23 protein-coding genes are annotated in these 23627 nt (G+C 70.0%); 11 read left to right on the top strand and 12 right to left on the bottom strand.

The window, feature by feature from the left end; genetic code table 11:
• Window positions 1-404: 404 nt before the first annotated feature.
• A complete protein-coding gene (locus ACFXI3_RS42380; protein ID WP_378407522.1) occupies window positions 405-1400 on the top strand; it encodes an MsnO8 family LLM class oxidoreductase in 996 nt (331 codons plus the stop codon).
• Here the strand turns inward: ACFXI3_RS42380 and ACFXI3_RS42385 are convergent.
• The gene (locus ACFXI3_RS42385) at window positions 1397-2053 is read right to left on the bottom strand and encodes a maleylpyruvate isomerase N-terminal domain-containing protein (protein ID WP_344267457.1); all 657 of its coding nucleotides are present in this window, start codon (window positions 2051-2053) and stop codon (window positions 1397-1399) included. The two genes, ACFXI3_RS42380 and ACFXI3_RS42385, sit on opposite strands and share 4 nt — an antisense overlap.
• 41 nt (window positions 2054-2094) lie before the next feature.
• Window positions 2095-3687 (bottom strand): PucR family transcriptional regulator, encoded by a 1593-nt coding sequence (locus ACFXI3_RS42390; RefSeq protein WP_378407489.1) that lies wholly within the window; start codon window positions 3685-3687, stop codon window positions 2095-2097.
• A gap of 117 nt (window positions 3688-3804) precedes the next feature.
• Here ACFXI3_RS42390 and pruA point away from each other — a divergent pair, with 117 nt between their 5' ends.
• Both pruA and ACFXI3_RS42400 read left to right on the top strand, forming a co-directional pair.
• The gene (gene pruA / locus ACFXI3_RS42395; RefSeq protein WP_378407491.1) at window positions 3805-5433 is read left to right on the top strand and encodes an L-glutamate gamma-semialdehyde dehydrogenase; all 1629 of its coding nucleotides are present in this window, start codon (window positions 3805-3807) and stop codon (window positions 5431-5433) included.
• Between the two features lie 15 nt (window positions 5434-5448).
• Window positions 5449-6378 carry a proline dehydrogenase family protein gene (locus ACFXI3_RS42400; RefSeq protein ID WP_378407493.1) on the top strand — a complete coding sequence of 310 codons (930 nt, stop codon included), beginning with the start codon at window positions 5449-5451 and terminating at the stop codon, window positions 6376-6378.
• Between the two features lie 78 nt (window positions 6379-6456).
• Here ACFXI3_RS42400 and trxA read toward each other — a convergent pair whose 3' ends face one another.
• Window positions 6457-6828 carry a thioredoxin gene (trxA, locus tag ACFXI3_RS42405; protein ID WP_116205014.1) on the bottom strand — a complete coding sequence of 124 codons (372 nt, stop codon included), beginning with the start codon at window positions 6826-6828 and terminating at the stop codon, window positions 6457-6459.
• Between the two features lie 87 nt (window positions 6829-6915).
• On the opposite strand from trxA, the gene ACFXI3_RS42410 reads away from it, so the two are divergent.
• Window positions 6916-7155: a DUF2630 family protein gene (locus ACFXI3_RS42410; RefSeq protein ID WP_182890496.1), complete on the top strand. Its 240-nt coding sequence runs from the start codon at window positions 6916-6918 to the stop codon at window positions 7153-7155.
• A gap of 73 nt (window positions 7156-7228) precedes the next feature.
• A complete protein-coding gene (locus ACFXI3_RS42415) occupies window positions 7229-7816 on the top strand; it encodes a TetR/AcrR family transcriptional regulator (protein ID WP_378407495.1) in 588 nt (195 codons plus the stop codon).
• A 359-nt stretch (window positions 7817-8175) separates the two neighbouring features.
• On the opposite strand, the gene ACFXI3_RS42420 is transcribed toward ACFXI3_RS42415, so the two are convergent.
• The 7 genes from ACFXI3_RS42420 to ACFXI3_RS42450 form a co-directional block, all read right to left on the bottom strand.
• On the bottom strand, window positions 8176-9744 hold the full coding sequence (locus ACFXI3_RS42420) for an alpha/beta hydrolase (RefSeq protein WP_378407497.1): 1569 nt from the start codon (window positions 9742-9744) through the stop codon (window positions 8176-8178).
• 117 nt (window positions 9745-9861) lie between these two features.
• Window positions 9862-10935 carry an ATP-dependent DNA ligase gene (locus tag ACFXI3_RS42425; protein ID WP_378407499.1) on the bottom strand — a complete coding sequence of 358 codons (1074 nt, stop codon included), beginning with the start codon at window positions 10933-10935 and terminating at the stop codon, window positions 9862-9864.
• A 26-nt stretch (window positions 10936-10961) separates the two neighbouring features.
• Window positions 10962-11561 carry an alkaline shock response membrane anchor protein AmaP gene (locus ACFXI3_RS42430; RefSeq protein ID WP_378407501.1) on the bottom strand — a complete coding sequence of 200 codons (600 nt, stop codon included), beginning with the start codon at window positions 11559-11561 and terminating at the stop codon, window positions 10962-10964.
• Window positions 11561-12094: a DUF6286 domain-containing protein gene (locus ACFXI3_RS42435; protein WP_378407503.1), complete on the bottom strand. Its 534-nt coding sequence runs from the start codon at window positions 12092-12094 to the stop codon at window positions 11561-11563. Before ACFXI3_RS42435 ends, ACFXI3_RS42430 begins: the two co-directional genes overlap by 1 nt.
• On the bottom strand, window positions 12094-12480 hold the full coding sequence (locus ACFXI3_RS42440) for an Asp23/Gls24 family envelope stress response protein (RefSeq protein WP_344267437.1): 387 nt from the start codon (window positions 12478-12480) through the stop codon (window positions 12094-12096). Before ACFXI3_RS42440 ends, ACFXI3_RS42435 begins: the two co-directional genes overlap by 1 nt.
• Window positions 12477-12653 (bottom strand): hypothetical protein, encoded by a 177-nt coding sequence (locus tag ACFXI3_RS42445; RefSeq protein WP_009075692.1) that lies wholly within the window; start codon window positions 12651-12653, stop codon window positions 12477-12479. The genes ACFXI3_RS42440 and ACFXI3_RS42445 overlap by 4 nt, the downstream gene beginning before the upstream one ends.
• A gap of 390 nt (window positions 12654-13043) precedes the next feature.
• On the bottom strand, window positions 13044-13499 hold the full coding sequence (locus ACFXI3_RS42450) for an Asp23/Gls24 family envelope stress response protein (RefSeq protein WP_344267433.1): 456 nt from the start codon (window positions 13497-13499) through the stop codon (window positions 13044-13046).
• 838 nt (window positions 13500-14337) lie between these two features.
• On the opposite strand from ACFXI3_RS42450, the gene zapE reads away from it, so the two are divergent.
• A complete protein-coding gene (gene zapE / locus ACFXI3_RS42455) occupies window positions 14338-15381 on the top strand; it encodes a cell division protein ZapE (protein ID WP_378407506.1) in 1044 nt (347 codons plus the stop codon).
• Here the strand turns inward: zapE and ACFXI3_RS42460 are convergent.
• Window positions 15323-15904: a phosphatase PAP2 family protein gene (locus tag ACFXI3_RS42460; RefSeq protein WP_378407508.1), complete on the bottom strand. Its 582-nt coding sequence runs from the start codon at window positions 15902-15904 to the stop codon at window positions 15323-15325. The genes zapE and ACFXI3_RS42460 overlap by 59 nt on opposite strands.
• Before the next feature lie 77 nt (window positions 15905-15981).
• Between ACFXI3_RS42460 and ACFXI3_RS42465 the strand changes: the two genes are divergently transcribed.
• The 3 genes from ACFXI3_RS42465 to ACFXI3_RS42475 are packed head-to-tail and all read left to right on the top strand — an operon-like array spanning window position 15982 to window position 19031.
• Window positions 15982-17115, top strand: coding sequence for a serine hydrolase domain-containing protein (locus ACFXI3_RS42465; protein WP_378407510.1), 1134 nt, complete (start codon window positions 15982-15984; stop codon window positions 17113-17115).
• Window positions 17116-17150: 35 nt separating this feature from the next.
• The gene (locus ACFXI3_RS42470; RefSeq protein ID WP_378407512.1) at window positions 17151-17501 is read left to right on the top strand and encodes a hypothetical protein; all 351 of its coding nucleotides are present in this window, start codon (window positions 17151-17153) and stop codon (window positions 17499-17501) included.
• Between the two features lie 51 nt (window positions 17502-17552).
• Complete coding sequence (locus ACFXI3_RS42475) at window positions 17553-19031, top strand: hypothetical protein (RefSeq protein ID WP_378407514.1); 1479 nt, start codon at window positions 17553-17555, stop codon at window positions 19029-19031.
• A 60-nt stretch (window positions 19032-19091) separates the two neighbouring features.
• Here the strand turns inward: ACFXI3_RS42475 and rocD are convergent, their stop codons facing one another.
• Window positions 19092-20330: an ornithine--oxo-acid transaminase gene (gene rocD, locus ACFXI3_RS42480; protein WP_378407516.1), complete on the bottom strand. Its 1239-nt coding sequence runs from the start codon at window positions 20328-20330 to the stop codon at window positions 19092-19094.
• 184 nt (window positions 20331-20514) lie between these two features.
• Here rocD and ACFXI3_RS42485 point away from each other — a divergent pair, with 184 nt between their 5' ends.
• Both ACFXI3_RS42485 and ACFXI3_RS42490 read left to right on the top strand, forming a co-directional pair.
• Complete coding sequence (locus ACFXI3_RS42485; RefSeq protein ID WP_378407518.1) at window positions 20515-21369, top strand: PPK2 family polyphosphate kinase; 855 nt, start codon at window positions 20515-20517, stop codon at window positions 21367-21369.
• A gap of 21 nt (window positions 21370-21390) precedes the next feature.
• Entirely contained in the window at window positions 21391-23487 is a 2097-nt protein-coding gene (locus ACFXI3_RS42490) for a prolyl oligopeptidase family serine peptidase (RefSeq protein ID WP_378407520.1), read from the top strand.
• The last annotated feature ends 140 nt before the right edge of the window (window positions 23488-23627 follow it).

The following is a 23627-nucleotide window of genomic DNA, read 5'->3' on the forward strand; positions in this document are numbered from 1 at the left end:
CCGCCGGCGGCGGGGTGTTTGACCCGCCGCCAAACCCCCCCTCACAACCCCCCGCCGTCCGCGTTTTTGGCTTCGTATCGGGGTGCGGGGGTGATGTGGGTGCCTCGATGGCTGGGTGCGCTGGCTGCGGTTCGCGGGTGGGGCTAGCGCCCCAATGTGGCATTGGGTGCATGTGGCGCACCGAACGCCACATTGGGTGCGTGGGATGCACCGAACGCCACATTGGGTGCGTCGCGGTGGCGGGGCCTTGGGGCTGTGAAGGGCTCCTTGAGGGAATCTGATTCCGTGAGGGGCCCCATAAGGGAATGCTTGTCTGTGAGGGGAACCCTGAGGGACTCAGAATCCGTGAAGGTGGCCCTCACGGACGTCGGCGTGGGAATTCGGGCTGTGCGGACGGCGTTGGCCTGAGCGTGGACGTTCCGATTTCCGTGCTGGACCGGTCGCCCGTGCGGCGAGGGCGGGGGACCGCGCAGGCGATCCGGGACACCGTCGCGTTCGCGCGCGACATTGAAGCGCTTGGCTACCACCGGTTTTGGGTTTCCGAGCATCACGGCGTGCCGGGGGTCGCGGGGTCCGCGCCTGCGGTGCTCGCGTCAGCTGTTGCCTCTGCGACTTCGCGCATTCGGGTTGGGTCCGGCGGGGTGATGCTGCCCAATCACCGTCCGCTCGTGGTTGCGGAGCAGTTCGGGATTCTGGAGTCCTTGTTCCCGGAGCGGATCGACCTCGGGATCGGGCGGTCGGTGGGGTTCATCGAGCCGGTGCGCCGGGCGCTCGGGCAGGGCAAGGACGCGGCCGACGGCTTCGACGGCCAGGTCCGCGAGCTTCTCGCGTTCTTCCGTGGCGAGCATGAGGGTGTGCACGCGATCCCGGCCGAAGGGCTGTCGGTGCCGGTGTTTCTGCTCGCGACTGGCGCGGGCGCGGAACTTGCCGCGGCGCTGGGGCTGCCGTTGGTGATCGCGCCGGCGCATGGTCAGCGTGCGATGGTGGAGGCGATTTCTCGGTACCGCGAAGCGTTCCGGTCCGATGTGGACGATCCCTATGTCGTCGTGTCGACAGCGGTCGCGGTGGCGGACACCGCAGCGGAGGCTCGACGATTGTTGGTGCCCGAGGCTTGGTCCACTGTGTACTCGCGCAGCCATGGCGTGTTCCCGCCGCTTTCGCCCGCGGACGAGATTCTCGCGCTGCCGATGACTGACCGGGAACGCCGACGGCTCGACGACACGCTGGCCGGGCAGATCAGCGGCACTCCGGACGAGGTCGGCGCGCGTCTCGATGACCTGGTCGCCGCCACGGGGGCGGACGAGTTGCTCATCAGCACCAGCACTTACGACCCAGCTGCGCGCGTCGAATCGTTTGCCGCGCTTGCTCAGTTGACTGCGGCGGAACGGCTTTCGGTCTAACCGAGGACGATCGGCAGCTTCTCCGCCAACGGACCGAGCGCCGCCTTTTCGTCGTCGGTCGCGGCGCGGCGGCCGGTCGCCACGAGGAGCGCGCTTTGGTCGTCCAGCGACGACGGCAGCGGCGAACCCAGCGCGGCTTCCACTGTCCGGCGGGTCGCTGCCAGGCATTCCGCGTCTGGACCGTCCACTCCGGACAGATGCCTGACCAGGTCGAGGTGGTGCAGCGTGGCTTCCACGACGTAGGTCTCGAAATAGTCCGCGACCGTCAGCACGTAGTCGCGGGTTTCGACCTTCGACGCCGGGTCTGCCAGCTTCGCGGCGCGTCCGGCCGCTTGGGCCAGGTCGTCGAAGTGGTGTGCCAGCCAGGCTGTGGTCCCGTAGCTCACCGCCGCGCGGCGGGTGAACAGGCCTTCTTCGTCCATGCCGGTCGGCAGGTCGGTGCCGATTTCCCAGTATTGGGCGGCGGTGTGCGTCGGCTCGGCTTCGGAGGGGGTCGCGAGCGTGATCAGGATGTCCTGCGCGTCGATGACCAGGTGGAACACTAGGTCCTGCACCACCCAGCCGGTGCAGCCCGACGGGGCCAGCCACTGCCCGCCTTCCAGCGATTTCACGGCGTTCTGAAGTGCGTTCCAGGAGCGGAAGAAGAGGTCCACGAAGGCACTTTAGCGATCACGAACCTCCTCGGCATCCGGTTTTACAGTCGCAGCAACAACTCGGTGAGCAGCCGTTGCGCCGGATCGGCCAGGTCGATCCCGGATACCTCCGACGCCCGCCGCACCCGGTAGCGGACGGTGTTGGGGTGGATGTTCAGCGAGCGCGCGGCCGTGCGGACGTCGCCGAAAGCGTTCAGATACGCCAGCACCGCGGGCACCAGAATGTCGCCGTGGTCGGCGTCGTGGGCGCGCAGTTCCGCGAGCCGGGGATCGCGCAGGCGAGGCTGATCTCCCAAGTAGGACAACACTTCCGACAGCAGCACATCGGCCCGGACGTCGGCCAGCGACGCGACGTCGGACGGCCAATGCCCGCGCGTCATCGCCATCAGCACCCGGTCGGCGTCGCCGCGCGACAGCGCTGCGTCGGACAGCCTCGGGACGATCCCGCCGAGTGCGGCGCGGACGGGTGCGTCGAGGTGTTTCCGCGCTGCACCAACGATTTCCTTCGCCAACGCCAGCACGGGGGCGTCCGAGTGCTCCGGCAGATCCGGGAGCAACGCGTACACCCGGCCGCCGAGCACGCTCACGAGCGCGGTCCGTCGATAGGCCGCCGTGTGCACGGCGATCAGGTGCACCAGTTCCGCTCGGCGCAGCAACCGATTCGAAGCGGCGGCGGACTCCTGCCGGGAGAGCGTGAACGCCAATACCTGTGCTGGACGTGCCGGATCGGCACCGATGTCGTCCGCGACGGATTCGGCGTCGACGCGTCCTTCCAGCAACCCGGCCAGCAAATCCTCGCGCAGGCGCAGTTGCGGATCGGGCAGGGTTCGCGCGCGGATCAGTTGCGGGGCAAGGGTTCGGCTCGCGCCGAGCAGCGCCACCTCGGCTTGTTCGGTCAGCGGCTGCGCGCCTTCCTGCACCCAGATCGTGCCGAGCGGCTGTGATCCCGCGTGGATCCCGGCGGCGATGCGACGGCGAATCCCCAGCTCCGGGCGCTCGTCCACGCGCACGATTCCTTCGCCGGCCCTCAGACGCTGGTAGACACCCCATTCGCGGAGGATCGCGAGATACCGTTCCGGTCCTTCACGGCCCAAGATCGACAACCTCCGCAGTTCGTCGACCTCGTCACCGGCTCGTGAATACGCCAGCACGCGGCTCGCGGTGTCCTCGATGCTGACCAGGCCGCCGGTGAGCGTCGCGACCGTCTGGGCCAGCGCGAACAGGTCGCCGAGCACCTCGCCGGTTTCCGCCTCGCCGCCCGCCCGGGCCGCATCGACGACCCCGCGTGCCAGGGCCTCGACCTGCTCCCACCGTGCTTCCGCGCCGACGGTCAGCAGTGCGACGCCAGCGTCGGCCGCGACGTCTGTGCCGCCTTCGCCCTTCACCGCCACCGCGGCCGCTCCCGCGCGTCCGGCCGCCCGGATCGCCGCAGCCGCCGACCGGCCCCGCGCGCCGATCACCAGGACCAGGTCGCCGGGGTGGGGCTCGGGCGGGTCCTCGGGGTCGAGGATCACCACGTCCTGCACCGGAACGCCCAGTCCGCGCGGCGCGACGAGCACCCGCACGAGCGGTTCGCCGAGGGTCGCGAGCACGTGCCGCAGCGAGGCGCCGGCGAAGGGCTCGGCGGTCGTCATCGCGTAGGCCGATCGGACAAAACCATATGGGCGATTCTAGCCGCTTGAACAAACCCCTGAACGCCGCGCAGCGTTATCTTTCGGGCAACCGACGAGTAAGCCAACGAGGGAGCCGCCGTGGACGCCGTGACCCAGACCCCCGCCCCGAAGAACGAGCCGGTGCTGACGTACGCGCCGGGCAGCGCCGAGCGCGCCGAGCTGGAGGGTGCGCTGAAGAAACTGGGTCAGGCCGGTCCCGTCGACCTGACGGTCACCGTCGGTGGCGAGCAGCGCGCGGGCGGCGGCGAGAAGATCGACGTCGTCCAGCCGCACAACCACGGCCACGTCCTCGGCACCATCCAGAGCGCCACGAAGCAGGACGCGAGCGACGCGATCGCTGCCGCCGCGAAGGCCGCTCCGGAGTGGCGCGCGCTGTCCTACGACGACCGTGCGGCCATCCTGCTGCGCGCCGCCGACCTGCTGACCGGCCCGTGGCGCGCGACGCTGAACGCGGCCACCATGCTCGGTCAGTCGAAGACGGCTACGCAGGCCGAGATCGACTCCGCGTGCGAGCTCGCCGACTTCTGGCGCTTCAACGTCGAGTTCGGCCGTAGCATCCTCGACCAGCAGCCGGTCAGCTCGCCGGGCGTGTGGAACCGGATGGAGCACCGTCCGCTCGAGGGCTTCGTGTACGCGATCACGCCGTTCAACTTCACGGCCATCGCCGGCAACCTGCCCACTGCGCCCGCGCTGATGGGCAACACCGTGCTGTGGAAGCCGTCGCCGACGCAGAGCTTCGCCGCGCACCTGACCATGCGGCTGCTCGAAGAGGCCGGCATGCCGCCGGGCGTGATCAACCTGCTGCCGGGCGACGGCAAGGCCGTCTCCGAGGTCGCGCTGACGCACCGCGACTTGGCGGGCATCCACTTCACCGGTTCCACCGCGACCTTCCAGCACCTGTGGGGCACTGTCGGCGCGAACATCGCTGGCTACCGCAGCTACCCGCGGCTCGTCGGTGAGACCGGCGGTAAGGACTTCGTGCTCGCGCACCCGTCTGCCGACATCGACGTGCTTCGCACTGCGCTTGTCCGCGGCGCCTTCGAGTACCAGGGCCAGAAGTGCTCCGCCGCTTCGCGTGCGTACGTGCCGCGCAGCCTCTGGGAGCAGCTGAAGGATGGCCTTGCTTCCGAGACCGCCGCGCTCAGCTACGGCGATGTCACCGACCTGTCGCACTTCGGCGGTGCGGTGATCGACCGTCGCGCCTTCGACAAGCACGCTTCGCTCTTCGAGCGCGTTAAGAACGACAGCGAGGTCGAGATCCTCGTCGGCGGCACAGCGGACGACAGTGTCGGCTACTTCGTGCAGCCGACCGTCCTCGTGTCGACGAACCCGAAGCACGAGATCTTCAGCACCGAGTACTTCGGGCCGATCCTGTCGGTGTACGTGTACGAAGACGCTGAGTTCGACTCCGTGCTGAAGCTGGTCGACGAGACCGCTTCGTACGCCCTGACCGGCGCCGTCATCGCGAACGACCGCACGGCTGTCGCTAAGGCGTCTCAGGCGCTGCGGTTCGCCGCCGGCAACTTCTACGTCAACGACAAGCCGACCGGCGCTGTCGTCGGCCAGCAGCCGTTCGGCGGGGCGCGCGCCTCCGGCACGAACGACAAGGCCGGTTCGGTCTTCAACTTGCTCCGCTGGACGAGCCCGCGCTCGATCAAGGAGACGTTCGTGCCGCCGACCTCCGTGCGCTACCCGCACCAGGGCTGAGAAGGAGACACCGCCATGCTGCGTGCCCCGTTGCTCGCCGCCGCTCGTTCGCGGCGGATGCGTGCGCTGATCGAAGCGGTACCGGTCACCCGGGCCGTAGTGCGCCGGTTCGTGTCCGGCTCGGCTACCGCCGACGCCGTGCGCGCCGCACGGGAACTGGCCGCCGACGGTCGGAAGATCACCATCGACCACCTCGGCGAAGACACCACTGACGCCTCACAGGCCACCGCCACCGTGCAGGCGTACGAGGAGTTGCTGACCGCGCTGTCCGAACAGGGCCTCGCCAAGGGTGCGGACGTCTCGGTGAAGCTGTCCGCGGTCGGGCAGTTCTTGCCGGGCGACGGCGAAGGCGTCGCGCTCGAGAACGCGCGGAAGATCTGCGCGGCGGCGGACGCGGTCGGCGCGACGGTGACGCTCGACATGGAGGACCACACCACCACGGACTCGACGCTCGGCATTCTCCGCGAGCTGCGCGCCGAGTACCCGTGGGTCGGCGCGGTGCTGCAGGCCTACCTGCACCGCACCGAGCAGGACTGCCGCGAGTTGTCCGGTCCCGGATCGCGTGTGCGGCTGTGCAAGGGCGCTTACGCCGAGCCGGAATCGGTGGCGTTCCAGGACAAGTCCGAAGTGGACAAGTCCTATGTGCGCTGCCTGCGCGTGCTGATGGAGGGCAAGGGCTACCCGATGGTGGCCTCGCACGACCCGCGGATGATCGCGATCGCGGGCAAGCTCGCGGCCGACGCCGGGCGCACGACCGGCGACCACGAGTACCAGATGCTGTACGGCATCCGGCCCGAGGAGCAGAAGCGGCTCGCCGGCGAAGGCGAGACGATGCGCGTGTACGTGCCCTGCGGCGACGAGTGGTACGGCTACTTCATGCGACGGCTGGCCGAGCGGCCGGCGAACCTCGCGTTCTTCCTGCGCGGGCTCGTCACCCGGTCCTGAACCATCGCGAAGGCCCGGCACCCTGGTGGGTGCCGGGCCTTCGTGTTTCCCCGGGTAGTGCGCCTGTGGTGGCTGGGCTCAGGCCTGCTCGGCTTCTTGCGCGGCGGCGGCCTTGCGCACCTCGTCCATGTCGACCTCGCGGGCCTGGCGGATGAGGTCCTCCAGCGCGGCTTCCGGAAGGGCACCGGGCTGGGAGTAGATGAGGGTCTTGTCGCGGATCACGGCGAGCGTCGGGATCGAGCGGATGTTGAACGCCGCGGCGAGCTGCTGCTCGGCTTCCGTGTCCACCTTCGTGAAGGCGATGTCGCCGTGCTTTTCCGACGCCTTCTCGAACACCGGTGCGAACTGGCGGCACGGGCCGCACCAGCTTGCCCAGAAGTCGATCAGCACGAACTCGTTGTCGGTCACGGTCTGGTCGAAGTTGTCCGCGGTCAGTTCCACTGTGCTCATGGGTGGTTCAACGAACGAGCCGGGTGGGGAATTCCCCGCGGCGCGGTAGCGTCCTGGTGGGTGTCCGACGCTGTCTTGGAGGTTGATGTGGCTGACGGGATCTTGGGGCGGATCGACGAGCTGATCGCGGAGGAGAAGGAGCTGCGCGACCGGGCGATCGGGGTCGGGTTGTCCTCGGACGACCGGGAGCGGCTGCGCCGGGCCGAGGAGGAGCTGGACCAGTGCTGGGATCTGCTGCGGCAGCGGCGGGCGCGGGTCGAGTTCGACGACGATCCGGACGAGGCTTCGGTGCGGTCGGTGGGCGAGGTCGAGGGGTACCGGCAGTAGCTCTTGCCGCGATTAAAAGCTAACTGTTAGCTTTTGGTAATCGGCCAGGTTTTGTGGCTGATAGCATCCGCGGATGACTGAGCCGTCCGGGCGGCGCGAGCGCAAGAAGGCTGCGACCCGCCAGAAGATCGCCGACACCGCGCTTCGGCTGTTCCTCGAACGCGGGTACGACGAGGTGGGCATCCGGGACATCGCGGCCGAGGCCGACGTCGCGGTGACCACGGTCTTCTCGCATTTCGCCTCGAAGGAAGCGCTGGTCTTCGAGCAGGACTCGACCTTCGAGGAGAGCCTCCGGGGAGCGGTCGAGGGACGGGAGCCCGCCGAGCCGCTGATTCCGGCGCTGCGGGGCGAGATCCAGGCGCTGGTGCGGCATTGCACGGCGGACAGTGTCGCGCCGGTCTGGCGGATGATCGACGGGTCGCCCGCGCTGCGCGAGTACGAGGAATCGATGCGGCTGCGGCACGCGGAGTCGCTGGCGGCGGCGATGGCGGCCGATCCCGGGCTCGGGCGGACTCCGACGGCCTGCCGCGCGATCGCCCGGTTCGTGGTCGACGCCTATTCGGTGGCTCGCGAGGCGGATGATCCGGAAGCCGCGGTGGACGAGGTTTTCCGGATGATCGAGGCGGCTTGGGCGGCTGCGAGTCCTGCAGTGTCCCGTTAGGACAGCCTGGAAATCTTGCCTGGCTCCCTGCGCGTGGGTGCGTTCCTGGGCGCGAGTGGCGGAATTTGGTGCGCTGCCGGGGTTTTCGGCACTCGCGGTGAGATCTTCCGTCTCGTGTGGGTGAGTTGATCCCGCCGGGTTGAGTGATGCTTTCTCGAACAAGTGTTCGAGATACTGGTGGGGTGTTCGAAACGACTTCGGCGGGGCAGCCCCGGTCCCGCCACCTCAGACCACAGCGGGGCGAACGATTCGGCCGGATGCTGCGCGTCGGATGGCGGCGCTGTCTCGGCCAGCTGGCATCGCTCAGCCGCTGTGTCGCCGCGGAAACCGCGAGGCGCGGGAGGAAGCGCGGTCGATCCCTAGGCCGGGCAGAGCGTGCCGTTGTCCGGGATCTTGCCGTCGATCAGGAAGGACTGCGCGGCGGAGGTGACGCAGGGAGACTGGCCGACCGCGCCGTGCGCGACACCCTGCCACGTGACGGTCACGGCGCTGGGCATCTGGTCCGCGGCCCGGGTAGTGCCGATCTGCGGCGTCACCGGGTCGGTCGCGGTGGCGGCCACCAGGATGGGCGGGGCGCCCGGCGCGCCCGCGGGAGGCAGCGCCTCTCGGCGGACCGGCCAGGCTCCGCACCAGGCGAGTTCCTGCGCGACCGCCGCGCCGAACTGCGGGTATTTCGCGCGCATTCCCGCCGCGGCGCGGTCGAGCTGATCGGCGGGCAGCCGAGTGGTCGAGTCGTTGCAGCGGGTCGCGATGGTGCCGCCGATGCGCGACGTGCGTCCGCGGACGTCCGCGACGATCGGATTCGCGAAGCCGGCCAGCGCGGTGATGTCGCCGTTCTTCGCGGTGTTCAGCGCGTCGGCGAGGGCGGGCCAGTTCGCGCGGTCGGCGAGTCCTTGGTACACCGCGTAGGTCGCCACGCCCGGGCTCATCGTCACGCCGTCGTCAGTGTCCACAGGGGACGTACGGAGGCGGTCGGTCACCGTCTTCAGCACGGCTTTCGCATCGCCCATCGGGCAGTTGCGGGCGGCGCAGTCGGCGGAGAAGGCGTCGAACGTCGCCTGGGCTCCAGCGGCCACCGCGTCGAGCACGGCCGCACGATCCGCGCCCGGGTCCGGGATGCCGTCCAGCACCATGCGGCCCACCTGCGCCGGATAACGCACCGCGTACTCCGAAAGCACCTTCGAGCCGTCGCCGCGGCCGAGCGCGTTCAGCCGGTCCAGTCCCAGCTGTTTGCGCAACTGGTCGAGGTCTCCGGCGGTGCGCCAGCTGTCCAGCGCGGTCTGCGCGGTGTCGAGATCGAGCGCGCACTGCTGACCGGCCCGGCGAGCCGCGTCGAGCACCTCGCCGAGGCCGCCCTCTGCCGGGTCCGCGCCCAGCAGGTCGGACCGCACCTCCAGCGGCACGCACTGCACTCCGCCGGACAGCCCGGTGCCGCGCCGGTCCACGCCGATCAGCGAGAACTTCTTGAGGAACTCCGGCGGCAGTTTCGCCGCGAGGCGCGCGGCGAACAGCGACCCCGGCTCGCCGCCGACGTCGTTGACCACCACGAGCGGGATCGGGCCGTCGCCTGCCTTGAGCACGAGGATGCGGGCGAGCAGATGCTGCGAGTCGTCGGGCGCGTCGAGCGGGGAAGTCAGGCGCGCACAGCTGACGTGCAGCGAATCGGGCAGCGCCGGAGCGGCCATCCGCTGCCGGGTGTCCGCGTCGCAGTTGGCCCATCGCAAAGTGGACTTCTTGGGCTCGGCAAGCGGCGGCAGCGGCACCGCGGCAGTGCTCGGGGGCGGCGCGGTGGTGGCGCGCCCGTTGTTGTCGATCACCGCGGGCCGCACGGAGGGCCCGCTGGTGCAGCCGGCCAGCAGGAGCACTCCCAGCGTCGCCGCCACCAGCCGGGCGCGCGAACGGGAACGGCTGGGGCAACGGCGGTGCACGGGCTGGTCCTCACGTCTGCTCGGCGGAACTCTCGGACGAGCTTGGCACGCCTGGTGTGGGAAGCCAGTGAGCGGGTCCTGCGGCGTGTCCGGTCCGCGCCGGCCCGGGCGGCCCGGTCAGCGGGTCCGCACGACCTCGCCCCGGAACACCGCCGACAGGTCGTAGCGCGCCGGTTCGTCCAGCTGCGCGTAGCCGCACGACGACGGCTCGCGGTCCGGCCGCCAGCGCGCGAACTGGGCGGTGTGCCGGAAGCGCGACGGATAGCCGCCCTCCGTGTGCTCGTACGAAACCTCCACCACGCGCTCCAGCCGCAACGGCACCCACGGCTGTTCCTTCGACCGCCAGCGCGTGATGCCGCCCGGGATCCGCTGGCCCTCGCGGACCGCGTCGCCCAGCCACGGGTGTCCTTCGCCGTCAGAGATCAGCGGGGCCAGCTCCTGTGCCAGCTCGCGGCGACGCGCGACCGGGAACGAACCGACCACGCCGACGTGGTGCAGCAGCCCGTTCTCGTCGTACAGTCCCAGCAGGAACGAGCCGACCGCCTCGCCCGGTTCGCCGTCCACGTGCCAGCGCAGGCCCGCGAGCACGCAGTCCGCGGTGCGGGAATGCTTGTACTTGAACAAAACCCGCTTGCCCGGCGAGTACGGCTCGTCCAGCGGCTTGCCGATCACGCCGTCCAGCCCGGCTCCCTCGAACAGCTCGAACCAGCGCCGCGCGGTCTCCGGATCCGTCGTCGCCGGAGTCAGCGCGATGCCCGGCAGCGCCTCGAGCCGTTCGCGGCGCGCCGACGTCGGCTCGTCCACAAACGACTCGTCGCCCAGCGCGAGCACGTCGAAAGCCACGAACTGCGCGGGCGACTGCTCGGCGAGCAGCTGCACACGGCTCTCCGCCGGGTGGATGCGCTCGGTCAGCGCGTCGAAATCGAGCTTGCCGTCGCGGGCCACCACCAGTTCGCCGTCGAGCACGACCCGCTCCGGCAAGGATTCCCGCAGTGCGGCGAGAACCTCCGGGAAGTACCGGTTCAGCGGCTTCTCCGCGCGCGACTGCAGGGTGATCTCGTCGCCGTCGCGGAACACCAGGCAGCGGAAGCCGTCCCACTTCGGCTCGAACAGCAGGCCGCCGGAATCGGGGATCGCTTTCGCCGGCTTCGCCAGCATGGGCTTGATCGGTGCCTGCACAGGGAGGGCCATGCGGGCATTCTGGGCGAAACGCGGGATCAGCGCACGCGTGCCGAGCCGGCCGTGTCGAGTTCGAGCCGCACCGCGGTCGGCAGCGTCTCGACGCCGAGCGACTCCCTGGCCCGGGTCAGCACGTACGAGTCGAGGTCCTCCCACACCCGCCGGACTTCCGTGCCCTCCGCCAGCCAGACCGTGATCCGCAACGCCGGTTCAGCCACCGTGCCCACCGATCGGACGCGAGCCCGGGTGACCCCGTCAACGCTCTCCACGTCCGTTTGCACGGCCCCGGCCAGCGCTCCGGCCGTGACGGTCAGCTCCGAGCCGATCGTCTCGTCGAGCTTCAGGTCCGGACGGCGTTCCGGGCGCAGCGAACGGAAAAACCACCACAGCCCGAACACCAGCAGCAGCACCCCGAGCACGACCGCGCCGATCCGCGCGTACAGCGCGTGGTCGCCGAGCCAGCCGACCGCGATCGGGTCGAGCACCGGCCGGTGCCCGCGGAACTGTCCGAGCCACCCCATGCCGACCACCAGCGCACCGGCACCGGCCAGCAGTCCGAGCACACCGACCAGGGAGGTCAGCGTGCGCTCGGCACCGTGCGAACGACCTTGCGCGCGACGCGCCGCGGAAGCACTCATCACCGGTCCTTCGGAGAGTCGACGACCACAGACACCTTCGGACGGCGCTGCAGCGGGAGATCGTCCAGCACCGCGGAGACGGTCTCCAACAGTCGCGGTCGCAGCTGTTCTTCGTTTTCCAGGCGGCTCGTCGCGCGCACGCGCACCCTGCGGGAGCTGGCAGTCACGGACGCGCCGCGCACGTTGTCCTCCGCGCGCACCGCCAGTCCGACCAATCGCGCGAGCGCCCGCGGCGAGGTGCTCACCGTGATGCCGTCGGCGGGATCGGTCATCCGCACCGCACGGTCGCCGGCACCGAGCGCCAGCAACAGAAGCACCAGCCCGGCGAGCACCGCGATTCCGGCGGCGATCCGCACCGGCGTGCTGGACCAGTCCAGGTCGGCGATTTCGGTTTTCCACCGCGGCCATGGCACGAGAAGCGGCGCCTTGCCGGGCTGCCACCAAGCCCACCCGACTTCGAGTGCCAGCAGCGCGCCGCCGGCTGCGACGGCCAGACCGAGCAGAGCGGACAGAAGACGGACGAGGACGCGCATCATCGCACCCTCGGCGGCACGTCCGGCAGCAGCGCGGTGACCGTCACCGCGACCGAACGCACGTGATAGGAGGTGATGCGTTCGACCTCTTCGACGACCTTGGCGCGCACCTGCCCGGTCACTTCCCGCACCGGAGCCGGATAGCGCAGCGCGAGATCGAGGGACAGTTCGACGTCGTTGTCCGATCCGCCGACCTTCGCGGACGCCCCGGAAGTCCCGGTGCTGACCCCCGCGACACGGCGCTCGGTGAACATCGTCCCGGGCACCTGGTCGGCGGCGTGCTGCGCGACCTTGCGCACGACGGCCTGGGCGATGGTCAGCGAACCGCGCTCGGCGGGCTCCGGAAGGTCGCTGCGGGACGGCCCTGCCTCGACCGCCCGGGTCACTTGTCTCGGCCCTTCCCGAACAGGTCGCCGAGGTCGAGTTCGCCGTCGAGGACCCGGCCGACCACGAGCCCGATGATGCCGACCGCGAAGGTCACCAGAAACGCGGTGAACCCCTGAGTGGCCGCCAGGCCGAGAATCAGCCCGGCGAGGATCCCGGTCTGCGTTGCGTTCAACGTGCGCCCTCCTGGGATTGCGTGCTGCGGTGCGTTGGGTTGCTGCCTGATCTGACGTGCTGCGGTGCTGTGGTTCGCACCTGGTGCGGCGTGCTGCCAGCGGGTAGGCGGGTGCGTTCGGGTCCGGTGCGGCCGCGGTTACCCGGCGCTTCGGGATTTCCGAAGTTGCCGCTGGGCCTTTCCGCGGAACCCCGGCCTGGCCCGGCTGACGTCGGTGCCCTGCGGTCCGAGGCATTTCCGTCCGGAGTGCCGCGGCGCTGGTGCCCAGCAGACGTGACCCGGGACGCCTTGCCCGCCGCGCTGGGTTGGCGTGCCTGGGTCTCCGGAACCGACGCGGTGTCGAGGTCGCGGGACAACCAGGCACCGGCCGAGACACCGGCGATCACCCGATCACTCGACCCGGCTCGACTCGGGTTCGTCCTCCTCGCCGGGCAGGTGGATGTCGTTGACCGAGATGTTGACCTCGATCACCTCGAGCGCGGTAATCTGCTCGACCGCGGTGATGACGTTGCGCCGCACGTCGCGGGCGACCTCCGCGATCCGCGCGCCGTATTCGACGACGACGTCGAGGTCGATCGCGGCCTGCTTCTCGCCGACCTCGACGGAGACGCCCGCGGTGGAGGTCGCGCCCGAACCCGGGATCCGGTCCCGGATCGCCCCGATCGCCCGCGAGACACCGCCGCCGAGCGCGTGCACTCCGGCGACCTCGCGCGCCGAAAGCGCCGCGATCTTCTGCACGACCAGCGACGAAATCGTGGTGCGCCCAGCGGTGTCCGTCTGCTCGACCGACGAGAGTGCGGCAGACGGAACAGCAGTGGGGACATCGGGCCGGTTCGGGGTCGGCATGGTTCCTCGCTCCCTGTTTGCGGACATGGCGCGTCCAGTGTCACCGCGAGCGGCTCGCGGCGCCGGAGACGTGCTCGCACAAAGGACCTCCCGACCGGGCGAAAACTCACGCGGCATCCCTCGAACGGGTGAGTCGGCAGATGGCCAACGATGCGACGGCTGGACCTTCGAGCCGCGAAGGTCGTCGCGGCCAGCGGTCGGTGCGCTTGCCGTCGGCTGGCTCGCTGACGGCCGGTCGACGGTGCGCACCGCCGGCAGTCCGTGCCGCAAAGTGCCGGACTCGACCGGCGGCAGCGGTCCCAGCCGCCGCTCGATGGCTGCCCGATGCCAATGTTGCTAGTCCGCGCGTCGATCATCGGCCACGCTCGGCCCAATTGCGCAGGACCGGTGATGCCGTTCAGGCCAGCGGCGCGGTACCGATTCAGCCTCGATGCCGTTCGGGCCAGTGCCGCGGCACCGGTTGAGTCCCGATGCCGTTCGGGCCAGTGCCTCGGTGACCGGTTGAGCCTCGATGCCGTTGGGGCCTGTGCCGCGGCACCGGTTCAGTCCTGACGCAGTTCGGGCCAGTGCCTCGGGCACCGGTTCAGCCCCGATGCCGTTCGGGCCAGTGCCTCGGTGCCGGGTCAGCCACTTCGCTGCTGGTGCCGGCCAATGCCAGCGTCTCGGCTCGGTGACGCAGCGCCAGACCAGCGCCGCGGCCCGGTGACAGTCACCACACGTGCCCCGGCTCGCCCGTCCCGTGCCCGGGCGAAAGCGGCTCCGACCGGGGGATTCGCCGCGGCTGGCGACGTTGAGGCGAGCCGGACCCGCCGGTGCGGGCCGGATAGGCTTCTCGACCATGCCCGCAGCTGCGCTGACCGACCGGTTTCCCGAGCTTGGGGCCGACGAGCTGATCGCGTCCCTCGTGCCGCCGCCGCGGTTCGGCGAGGCTCGGTTTTCCACTTACCTTCCCAACTCGGACGAGCCCAGCCAGGCGGCCGCCGTCGAGGCGTGTTCTGCGTTCGCTTCGCGGATCGGCGCGGCGAAGGCCAAGAAGTCTCGGTTGCGGTCGCTGTTCGGCGGCGGGGCGGCTATTCCGGACGGGCCGATGGGGCTCTACCTCGACGGCGGGTTCGGCGTCGGCAAGACCCACCTGCTCGCCTCGACCTGGCACGAGACTCCGGGGCCCAAGGCGTACGGGACGTTCGTCGAGCTGACCCACCTCGTCGGCGCGCTGGGGTTCGCCAACGCGGTCGCGCGGCTGTCCGAGCATCGGCTGCTGGCGATCGACGAATTCGAACTCGACGATCCCGGCGACACCACGTTGGTCAGCCGGTTGCTGCAGGAGCTGACCGACGCGGGCGTCTACGTCGCGGCGACCTCCAACACCCTGCCGGACAAGCTCGGCGAGGGGCGGTTCGCGGCGGAGGACTTCCTGCGCGAGATCCAGGCGTTGTCGCGCAGGTTCGGCGTCGTGCGGGTCGACGGGCCGGACTACCGGCACCGCGGGCTGCCGGATGCGCCGCCGCCGGTCGGGGACGACGAGATCGACGCCTCCGCGGCCGCGCACGAAGGGTCCACTGTGGACGAATTCAGTGCGTTGATGACGCATCTCGAGCGGCTGCACCCCTCGCGGTACGGGAAGCTGCTCGACGGCGTGCGGCGGGTGCACCTCAAGCACGTGACGCCGGTGCCGGACCAGATGGTCGGGCTCCGGCTGGTCGCGCTGGCGGACCGGCTGTACGACCGGGCGATCCCGGTGGTCGTGTCCGGCGTGCCGCTGCCCGAGCTGTTCGGCGAGGAGATGCTGAACGGCGGCTACCGCAAGAAGTACCTGCGTGCGATCAGCCGGTTGACGGCTCTGGCGCGTGACGCGGTGACAGCGCCGCCCGCAGCGCGGTGACCACGGCGGCGGCGAAGCAGACGCCGCCGGCGATGTCCGTGAGGTAGTGGTAGCCGAGGCCGATCATGCCGACGGCCGCGCAAACGACCAGCACCGCGCCCACCGCGATGGTTACCGCCTTGAAGCGGACCAGCAGCACTACGACGGTCAGCACTGCCACCAGGCTGACGGTGTGGCCGCTCGGGTAGACGAGCGTGCCGCCTTTCCAGCGGTCGAACACGGGTTTCAAGGCCCAGCTGTTGAGGGCGATGGCGAGAAATGGGCCTGCTACCGCTAGCACTGCGTCTCGCCGGTTGCGCTGATAAAGGCAGATTCCGGCGATGACGGCGACGGCGGGGATGAGCACGTACGGCTCGGTGGGCAGCACCAGTGTGTCGAGCAAGCCCGGGCTCAGCGTCGAGGCGGACCTGTCGGCCCATTGGTCCACAGTGCCCGGTGCGTAGGGCGCGACGAGCAGTCCCAGCACGAGGGTGGCGAGTGCGCAGAGCGCGGCGAAGAGGGCGAGAGTCCGCCTGGCGGTCACGGAGCGAAGCCTAGTCACATTCGCGGCGGCGCGCGGGTCCTCCTTTCGACAACGGACGATCGGAGGGACGAGAACCAATGGGGGACATCGAAATCCACGGGACTGTCGCGGACGGCTTCGAGACGGTCCGCGACGAGTTCGCCGTGGCGGCCGAGGCGAGTGCGGGCGTGCAGTTGGCGGTCCGTGTGCGCGGGCGGCTGGTGGTCGACCTCTGGGCGGGCGACGTCACGGGCGAGACGCTGACCGGCGTCTACTCGTCGACCAAGGGCGCGACGACGCTCGTGGTGGCGTTGCTCGTGCAGGACGGCATTCTGGACCTGGACGAGCCGGTCGCGCGCCGCTGGCCGGAGTTCGCCGCCGCGGGCAAGGGCGGGATCACGGTGCGGGACGTCCTGAGCCACCGTTCCGGCGTGATCGGGGCGGACGGCGGGCTGTCCGCCGGGGAACTCGCGGACGACCGGGTGATTGCTCAACATTTGGCTGGGCAGCGGCCGTTCTGGCGGCCGGGATCTGCTTACGGCTACAGCGGATTCGCCGGGTTCTCGGTCGTCGCCGAGGTGGTCCGGCGGGTCACCGGGCGGTCCGTGCAGGAGCACTTCGAGGAGCGGGTGCGCGAGCCGTACGGCCTCGATCTGTACCTCGGACTTCCCGAGCAGGAAGAACACCGCTACCGCGAGGTGCTGGCGGGGGAGGCGAGCGCGGAGGAACTGGCGGCGTTCCAGGCGTACGTTCCGAGTCCACACAGTCTGGGCGGCATCGGCTACGGGCTCGACTCGACGCCGCCGCTCGATCAGGTGGCGTTCGCCAACACCCGGCGGGTGCGGGCGCTCGGCCAGGTTTCCGCTGGTGGCGTCGGCAGCGCGCGCGGGCTGGCCGGGCTGTACGCGGCTGCCGTGTCCGGTTTGGACGGACGTCCGCCGCTGCTCGAACCCGGCACGCTCGGCGAGTTCGCCATGCTCCATTCGACCGGCCGCGACCTGGTGACCGGGGACGCGGGCCAGTACGCGCTCGGGTTTCAGGCGAAGGGGCTGCGGTATCCGTTCCTCAGCGCGAATGCGTTCGGGCACAACGGATCCGCCGGTTCCGAGTCCTTCGCAGACCCGCGCGGCGGCCTCGCTTTCGGGTACACGCGACGGCAGTTTTCCGCGACCTGGTCCTATCCGGAACACGACCGGCTCGCCGCAGCCGTCCACGTGGCTGCCAGCCGGTGAGAGCCGGGCAACGGCCGTGATGCGATGCTTGTCCCATGTCGCTGTTCTCGCGCCGTCCGGCTGAAACCCCGTCCGGCCCGTTCCGCTTCCGGATCTCCGAGATCTACCAGATCCCGACACGCGGGGTCGTGGTCACCGGCACAGTCACCGACGGCTCCGTCCAGGTCGGCGCGAACGCGGTGGTGCAGCTGCCCGGCGGCGCCCGCGAGGTCGTGGTGACGAGGATCGAAACGGCGCGCCGCAAGCGGCAGTCCGCGGAAGCCGGTGCCGAGGCCGGGCTTTACCTCTCCGGCCTCAGCACCGGCGACATCCCCACCGTGCCGGGCGGCGACGGGCAGCAGCAGGACAACACCGGGCTGAGCGGCGTCGAGGTGACGTCGGCCTGAATGGGCGCCCCGTCTGGTGGCTTCGCCCGGAGTGCAGTAAACACACCGATTGTGCTCAATTCACCAGAACCGCGGCGGTCTCCGGCGATCCGGCTGATCCGGTTCCTGCGGCTGGTGTACGCGCTGCCGCTCGGGCTCGCGATCGCGGGCATCATCGGCGGGTTCGTTCTCGGCTACGGCTGGTACCTCGCTGCCGCATCGATCGGCCTTGGTCTCACCATCCTGGTGCTGACGCTCGGCAGCACCGCCCGCTCGCTGCGCGGGACCGCCTCCCCGCAGGGCATGCGTTTCGTCCAGCAGCACGGCGACCGCGCGCTCGCCAAGGTCGAGCGCCTGAAAACGACCGGGACGCAGATCAACGACGCGTACGTCACCGAGCTGCAGCTGGTCGTCGCGCCGCCGAATGAGACTGCGTATAGGGCGACCGTCCGGGAGCTGATCCATCCACTCCGTTCCGGCGCGTGCCAGCCGGGCGCGGTCGTCGTGGTCAAGCACAGCCCGCGATATCCCGGGGTGGTCATAGTGGACGCTGACCCGCCGCGAGAATGGGCTGAGCGGTCGTGGCAAGTCGGAGTCATCGGCGAGGAGCGGACGCCGGAACCTGAAGCGCGGCTGGGGAATGCCGCCGGGCGGCTGGCGATGACAGCAGTCAGCACGCTCGTTGTCGCAGCGGCGTTGCTCGTGCCGATCCGTGACGACGTCCTCGGCCAGCTTCTCTCCCCGCCGGATCTGTTCACTGCGGACGATTTAGGCGCTGGCATGGCGAAACTGTCTGCCGAGAGCGAGCGTTTCGAAGACCTGACAGTGGAATCGGACCAGTTGCGCGCCACAATTCCCGGTGCTTACCTCAGCTATCGCGGCGGCACCGTCAAGCGCGACTCGAGCAGCGTCAGCCCCCGAGCGAAGCAGTTCGCCGCGAGCGAGGTCAATTTCGCGGCGATACCCGGCCTCGTCGCGCGGTTCGGCGGAGACCCGGCGGACGCGCTCGTGCGCATCAGCCGCGAGGACGTCGGGATCACGATGACCGTCCGGTCGGGCAAGGACAGCAGCCGCGAGCTGGTCGCGGACGCGAAGGGCGTTCCGGCGCTCACCACGGATGCGTTCACGGAGAACGGTTTCCGGGAGGTCGCCGCGCTGCTGATCAAGCTGAGCGGCCGTCCGGAGGCGTACGAAGCGATCATCCGCACCGACCACGTCGAGTTCCAGGTGCCCGGCCCCGGCCCGGGCACTTCGGACGACTACGACTGGCATCGCGGACGTCTCGTCGAACACCGGCCTTCGCCGATTCAGCCGGATCCGGGCGCGCCGCTGTTCAGGTTGTCGGAGCTGTCGGCGAAGGCGCTGCCCACGATCCTCGCGAAGGTGGACGAGCGCATGCCCGGCTTCCCGCGCGACAAGGTTTCGGTGGCGCTGCGGGAGAACGACGGCACCTGGAGCCTCAGCACGTCCGTCCAGGACGAGTACGGCCGCGGCATCGACGTGACTGCCTCGCCGGACGGATCGACCGTCGCGGTGATGCCCACCCGGTGACCGCCGCCCGGAAAACGGCGGTCACCGAGCAGGCCAACTGAGCAAATCCAGCCGAGCAGGTCAGCCGCGCACGACCTGAGCGATCGCGTCGACGCCGCGGTCCAGTTCGGCCTCGGTGATCACCAGCGGAGGCGCGACGCGCAGCGTGCGGTCGTGCGTTTCCTTGCACAGCACGCCCAACCCGGCCAGCGCCTCGGACGCCGCCCGCCCGGTCGGACCGCCGGGTGCGATGTCGACGCCCGCCCACAGGCCGCGTCCGCGTACCTCCGAGACGCCGTCGCCGACCAGCTTCGCCAGCCGCTCGTGCAGGTGCGCGCCTAGTTCAGTGGACCGCTTCTGATACTCGCCGGTCTGCAGCATCCGCACCACAGCGCGGCCGACGGCGCATGCGAGCGGGTTGCCGCCGAAGGTCGAGCCGTGTTCGCCCGGCTTCAGCACGCCCAGGACGTCCCGGCTGCCGACCACTGCGGACACCGGGACGATGCCGCCGCCGAGAGCCTTGCCCAGGGTGTACAGGTCCGCGCGGATGCCTTCGTGCTCCAGCGCCAGCACGGTGCCGGTGCGCGCGAGACCGGACTGGATCTCGTCAGCGATCATCAGCACGTTGTTCTCGTCGCACAGCCGTCGCACGGCGGCGAAGAACCCCTCAGGCGGCACGACGACGCCTGCCTCGCCCTGGATCGGCTCCATCAGCACTGCCGCGGTGCGCGGCGTGATGGCCGCCTTCAACGCTTCAGCGTCGCCGTACGGCACCTGGACGAAGCCCGGCGTGAAGGGCCCGTAGTCGGCGCGCGCGGTTTCGTCGTCGGAGAACGAGACGATGGTGGTGGTGCGGCCGTGGAAGTTCGACGCCGCGACCACGATTTCCGCCGTGCCCGCAGGAACGCCCTTGACCTGGTACGCCCACTTGCGCGCGACCTTCACCGCGGACTCGACGGCCTCGGCCCCGGAGTTCATCGGCAGCACCATTTCGGTGCCGGTCAGCTCGGCCAGCTCGCGGCAGAACAACCCGAGCTGGTCGTGGTGGAACGCGCGGGAGGTGAGCGTGACGCGGCCCAGCTGCTCGGTCGCGGCGGCGATCAGCTCGGGGTTGCGGTGGCCGAAGTTGAGCGCGGAGTAGCCGGCCAGGAAGTCCAGATAGGACTTGCCGGCCACGTCGGTCACCGAAGCGCCCTCGGCTTCGGCGATCACGACCGGCAGCGGATGGTAGTTGTGCGTGCTCCATTGCTCGTCGAGCGCGATGAAGGCGTCGGAGGAGGCGGGACGCGCGGTGCCGGCAGGCTGGACGGACGCTGTCATGCGTTCAGGCTAGAGGCCGTTCGCGGGGAGTTCAGCCGGGAAACGTTGCTTTCCCTCGTCGTTCGTTGCGCAATCGGGGGGTCTGCCCGGCGATTCGCTGCGCGGCTCGCTCGACCGGATGACACCCGTCCGCTCCGGCGGAGAAGTCCCCGGGATCGGCGGCCGGTGCGGTTATCGTCCCGGGATGGCGAAGAAGCAGCAGAACGGAAACCGGGTCCGCGACGCGCTCCGGGCGGGCGACGAGCTGCCGGACCCGGCTTCGTCGCCCGTGGGGCCGGAAAAGAAGGCGAAGGGCGGCAAGAAACTCGAGTCCGCCGGGGAACAGCTCGCCGGGTTGCAGGAAGCGCTGTACGCGGAGGGCATCGGCGGCGGCGCGCGCAGTGTCCTGCTGGTGTTGCAGGGCATGGACACGTCCGGCAAGGGCGGCACCGTCGGCCACGTGCTCGGCCTGGTGAACCCGATGGGCGTGCAGTACTCCGGGTTCAAGAAGCCGACGGCCGCCGAGCGCAAGCACGATTTCCTGTGGCGCATCCGCAAGAAGCTCCCGACGCCGGGTCACCTCGGCGTGTTCGACCGGTCGCACTACGAGGACATCCTGGTGCCGCGAGTTCTCGGACAGCTCCCTGCCGCAGAGCGACGGCAGCGCTACGCGCAGATCAACGCGTTCGAAAAGGAGCTGACCGACACCGGCACTGCCATCGTGAAGGTGTTCCTGCACATTTCGCCGGAGGAACAGCTCAACCGGCTCACCGCGCGGCTGGACCGGCCGGAGAAGCGGTGGAAGTTCGACCCGTCGGACATCGAAGCGCGCCGCCAGTGGCCTGCTTACCAGAAGGCGTACGCCGACGTGTTGAAGCGCACGTCGACCGAGCACGCTCCCTGGTACGTGGTGCCCGCCGATCGCAAGTGGTACCGGAACTGGGCCGTCGCCGAGCTGCTGGTCGAGACGCTGACCGAGATGGACCCGCAGTTCCCGGAGCCCGCCTACGACGTCGACGAGCAGCGGGCCGCGTTGCAGGGTGTTGGCGTGCCCGGCTGATGATCTGAAAGAGTGCTGGTCGTGACCGATTTCGCACTCGACGACGTTCCGTTCCTCCGCCAGCAAGCCCGCACCCAGCGGTTCACTCTCGGCGCGCCCAAGCAGTTCCGGGTCGCCCCGGACGGTTCGCGGGTGCTGTTCCTGCGCAGCGCCACCGGCACCGATCCGCGGCACAGCCTGTGGTCGTTCGACCTCGCGACCGGCGAGGAGACGAAGCTGATCGACGCCGCCGAGCTGGTGTCCGGCGACGAGGACCTGCCGCCGGAGGAACGGGCGCGGCGCGAGCGTGCCCGGGAGACCGGCGGCGGCGTGGTGGCTTTCGGCGTCGACGACGCGTTCACCGTCGTCACCTTCACGCTGTCGGGGAAGCTGTACACGCTCGACCTCGCGAGCGGCGAGACGCGCATCCTGGTCGACGGGTCCGTGATCGACCCGCGGCCGAACCCGACCGGCACGCACGTCGCGTACGTGCGCGAGCGGCGGCTGCACGTCATCGAGCTGGCGACCGGCGAGGACCGCGTGCTCGTCGGCGAGGACAACGAGGACGTCACCTGGGGCCTCGCGGAGTTCATCGCGGGCGAGGAGATGGACCGCACGCGCGGCTACTGGTGGGCGCCGGACGGGCGCAGCGTGATCGTGGAGCGCGCGGACCGCGGGCCGGTGCCGCGCTGGACGATCGGCGACCCGGCGAACCCGCAGCAGCCGGCGAACGTTGTCGCGTATCCGTCGGCCGGCTCGCCGAACGCCGTGGTGTCGCTGGCTGTGTTGGGCTTGGACGGCAGCCGCGTCGATGTGGCGCAAGGCGACTGGGAGTACCTGGTCACCGTGCACTGGTCGGCGGCCGGACAGCCGCTGCTGGCCGTGCAGCCGCGAGACCAGAAGAAGCTCACCGTGCTCGCGCTGGACCCGGCGGACGGCTCGGTCGCCGAGGTGCACACCGAGACTGACGAGCATTGGGTCGAGATCTTCCAGGGCGTGCCCGCGTGGACCGCGGACGGCAAGCTGGTGGTGGAAAGCTCGGCTGACGGCGATCACCGGCTCTTGGTCGACGGCAAGCCGGTCACGCCGCCGGGGATGCAGCTTCGGATGGTGCTGCACGTCGGCGAGGAAATCCTCTTCACCGCTTCGGAAAACGACCCGACGCAGATCCACCTGTACCGCACCGAAGGCGACACGGTGAGCCGACTGTCCACAACGGACGGTGTGCACGTCGGTTCGGGCAGCGCGGCGCTCACGGTGCTTTCGTCGTGGAGCCTCGACCACAGCGGGCCGAAGGTGACCGTGCTGCGGGACGGCATCGAGGTCGGTTCGATCGAATCGTCCACTGTGGACCCGGAGATCGTGCCGAACCTGACCTGGCTCACCCTCGGCGAACGCCAGCTGCGCGGGGCTTTGGTGCTGCCGCGTGGATACGAGCCCGATGAGGGCAAGCTGCCGGTGCTGCTCGACCCGTACGGCGGCCCGCACGCGCAGCGGGTTCTCCAGAGCCGCAACGCTTTCCTGACGCCGCAGTGGCTCGCCGACCAGGGTTTCGCCGTGCTGGTCGTGGACGGTCGCGGGTCGCCCGGCCGCGGACCGGCGTGGGAGAAGGAGATCGCCGGCAAGCTCGCCGACGTCACGCTGGCCGACCAGGTCGACGCCCTGCACGCGGCCGCCGAGGCGCACCCCGAGCTGGACCTGCAGCGGGTCGCGATCCGCGGCTGGTCCTACGGCGGCTACCTGTCCGCGCTCGCCGTACTGCGACGGCCGGACGTGTTCCACGCGGCGGTCGCGGGCGCACCGGTCACCGACTGGTCGCTGTATGACACCCACTACACCGAGCGCTACCTCGGAAAGCCGGACGACGAACCGGAAAGCTACGAGCACAATTCGCTCATCGCGGGGGCGGGTTCGCTTGAGCGAGCGTTGCTGATTGTGCACGGTTTGGCTGACGACAATGTCTTTCCGGCGCATGCGCTTCGGCTTTCCTCGGCATTGCTGGCGAAGGGGCGCGCGCATGGCTTTCTGCCGCTCGCGGGGGCGACGCATATGACGCCGCAGGCTGAGGAGGTCGCGGAGAATCTCATGCGGATGCAGGTTGAGTGGATTCATGGTTGTTTGACGGCGGCGCGGGGTTGATGGCGCTGGGTTGATTGCGCTGGCTCGGCCCGCGAACTGTGTTTGATGGCGCCGGCTCCGCCGTCGCGGCGGGATCGCCTTTAAGTCGGCGTGTCGAGGAGCAGCGCGCCCGGCCCGGGGGGCCGTGCACGCTGCTCCTC

The organism is Amycolatopsis sp. NPDC059235 (assembly GCF_042754125.1).
In the GTDB taxonomy this organism is placed as follows: domain Bacteria; phylum Actinomycetota; class Actinomycetes; order Mycobacteriales; family Pseudonocardiaceae; genus Amycolatopsis; species Amycolatopsis albidoflava.

What these genes read in the sequence shown, in the direction of transcription:
- rocD (WP_378407516.1), bottom strand. Translation starts at nt 20,330, where the DNA reads ATGACAGCGTCCGTCCAGCCTGCCGGCACCGCGCGTCCCGCCTCCTCC.
- ACFXI3_RS42400 (WP_378407493.1), top strand. Translation starts at nt 5,449, where the DNA reads ATGCTGCGTGCCCCGTTGCTCGCCGCCGCTCGTTCGCGGCGGATGCGT.
- ACFXI3_RS42390 (WP_378407489.1), bottom strand. Translation starts at nt 3,687, where the DNA reads ATGACGACCGCCGAGCCCTTCGCCGGCGCCTCGCTGCGGCACGTGCTC.
- ACFXI3_RS42415 (WP_378407495.1), top strand. Translation starts at nt 7,229, where the DNA reads ATGACTGAGCCGTCCGGGCGGCGCGAGCGCAAGAAGGCTGCGACCCGC.
- ACFXI3_RS42485 (WP_378407518.1), top strand. Translation starts at nt 20,515, where the DNA reads ATGGCGAAGAAGCAGCAGAACGGAAACCGGGTCCGCGACGCGCTCCGG.
- ACFXI3_RS42425 (WP_378407499.1), bottom strand. Translation starts at nt 10,935, where the DNA reads ATGGCCCTCCCTGTGCAGGCACCGATCAAGCCCATGCTGGCGAAGCCG.
- ACFXI3_RS42430 (WP_378407501.1), bottom strand. Translation starts at nt 11,561, where the DNA reads ATGAGTGCTTCCGCGGCGCGTCGCGCGCAAGGTCGTTCGCACGGTGCC.
- ACFXI3_RS42465 (WP_378407510.1), top strand. Translation starts at nt 15,982, where the DNA reads ATGGGGGACATCGAAATCCACGGGACTGTCGCGGACGGCTTCGAGACG.
- zapE (WP_378407506.1), top strand. Translation starts at nt 14,338, where the DNA reads ATGCCCGCAGCTGCGCTGACCGACCGGTTTCCCGAGCTTGGGGCCGAC.
- ACFXI3_RS42470 (WP_378407512.1), top strand. Translation starts at nt 17,151, where the DNA reads ATGTCGCTGTTCTCGCGCCGTCCGGCTGAAACCCCGTCCGGCCCGTTC.
- ACFXI3_RS42435 (WP_378407503.1), bottom strand. Translation starts at nt 12,094, where the DNA reads ATGCGCGTCCTCGTCCGTCTTCTGTCCGCTCTGCTCGGTCTGGCCGTC.
- trxA (WP_116205014.1), bottom strand. Translation starts at nt 6,828, where the DNA reads ATGAGCACAGTGGAACTGACCGCGGACAACTTCGACCAGACCGTGACC.
- ACFXI3_RS42450 (WP_344267433.1), bottom strand. Translation starts at nt 13,499, where the DNA reads ATGCCGACCCCGAACCGGCCCGATGTCCCCACTGCTGTTCCGTCTGCC.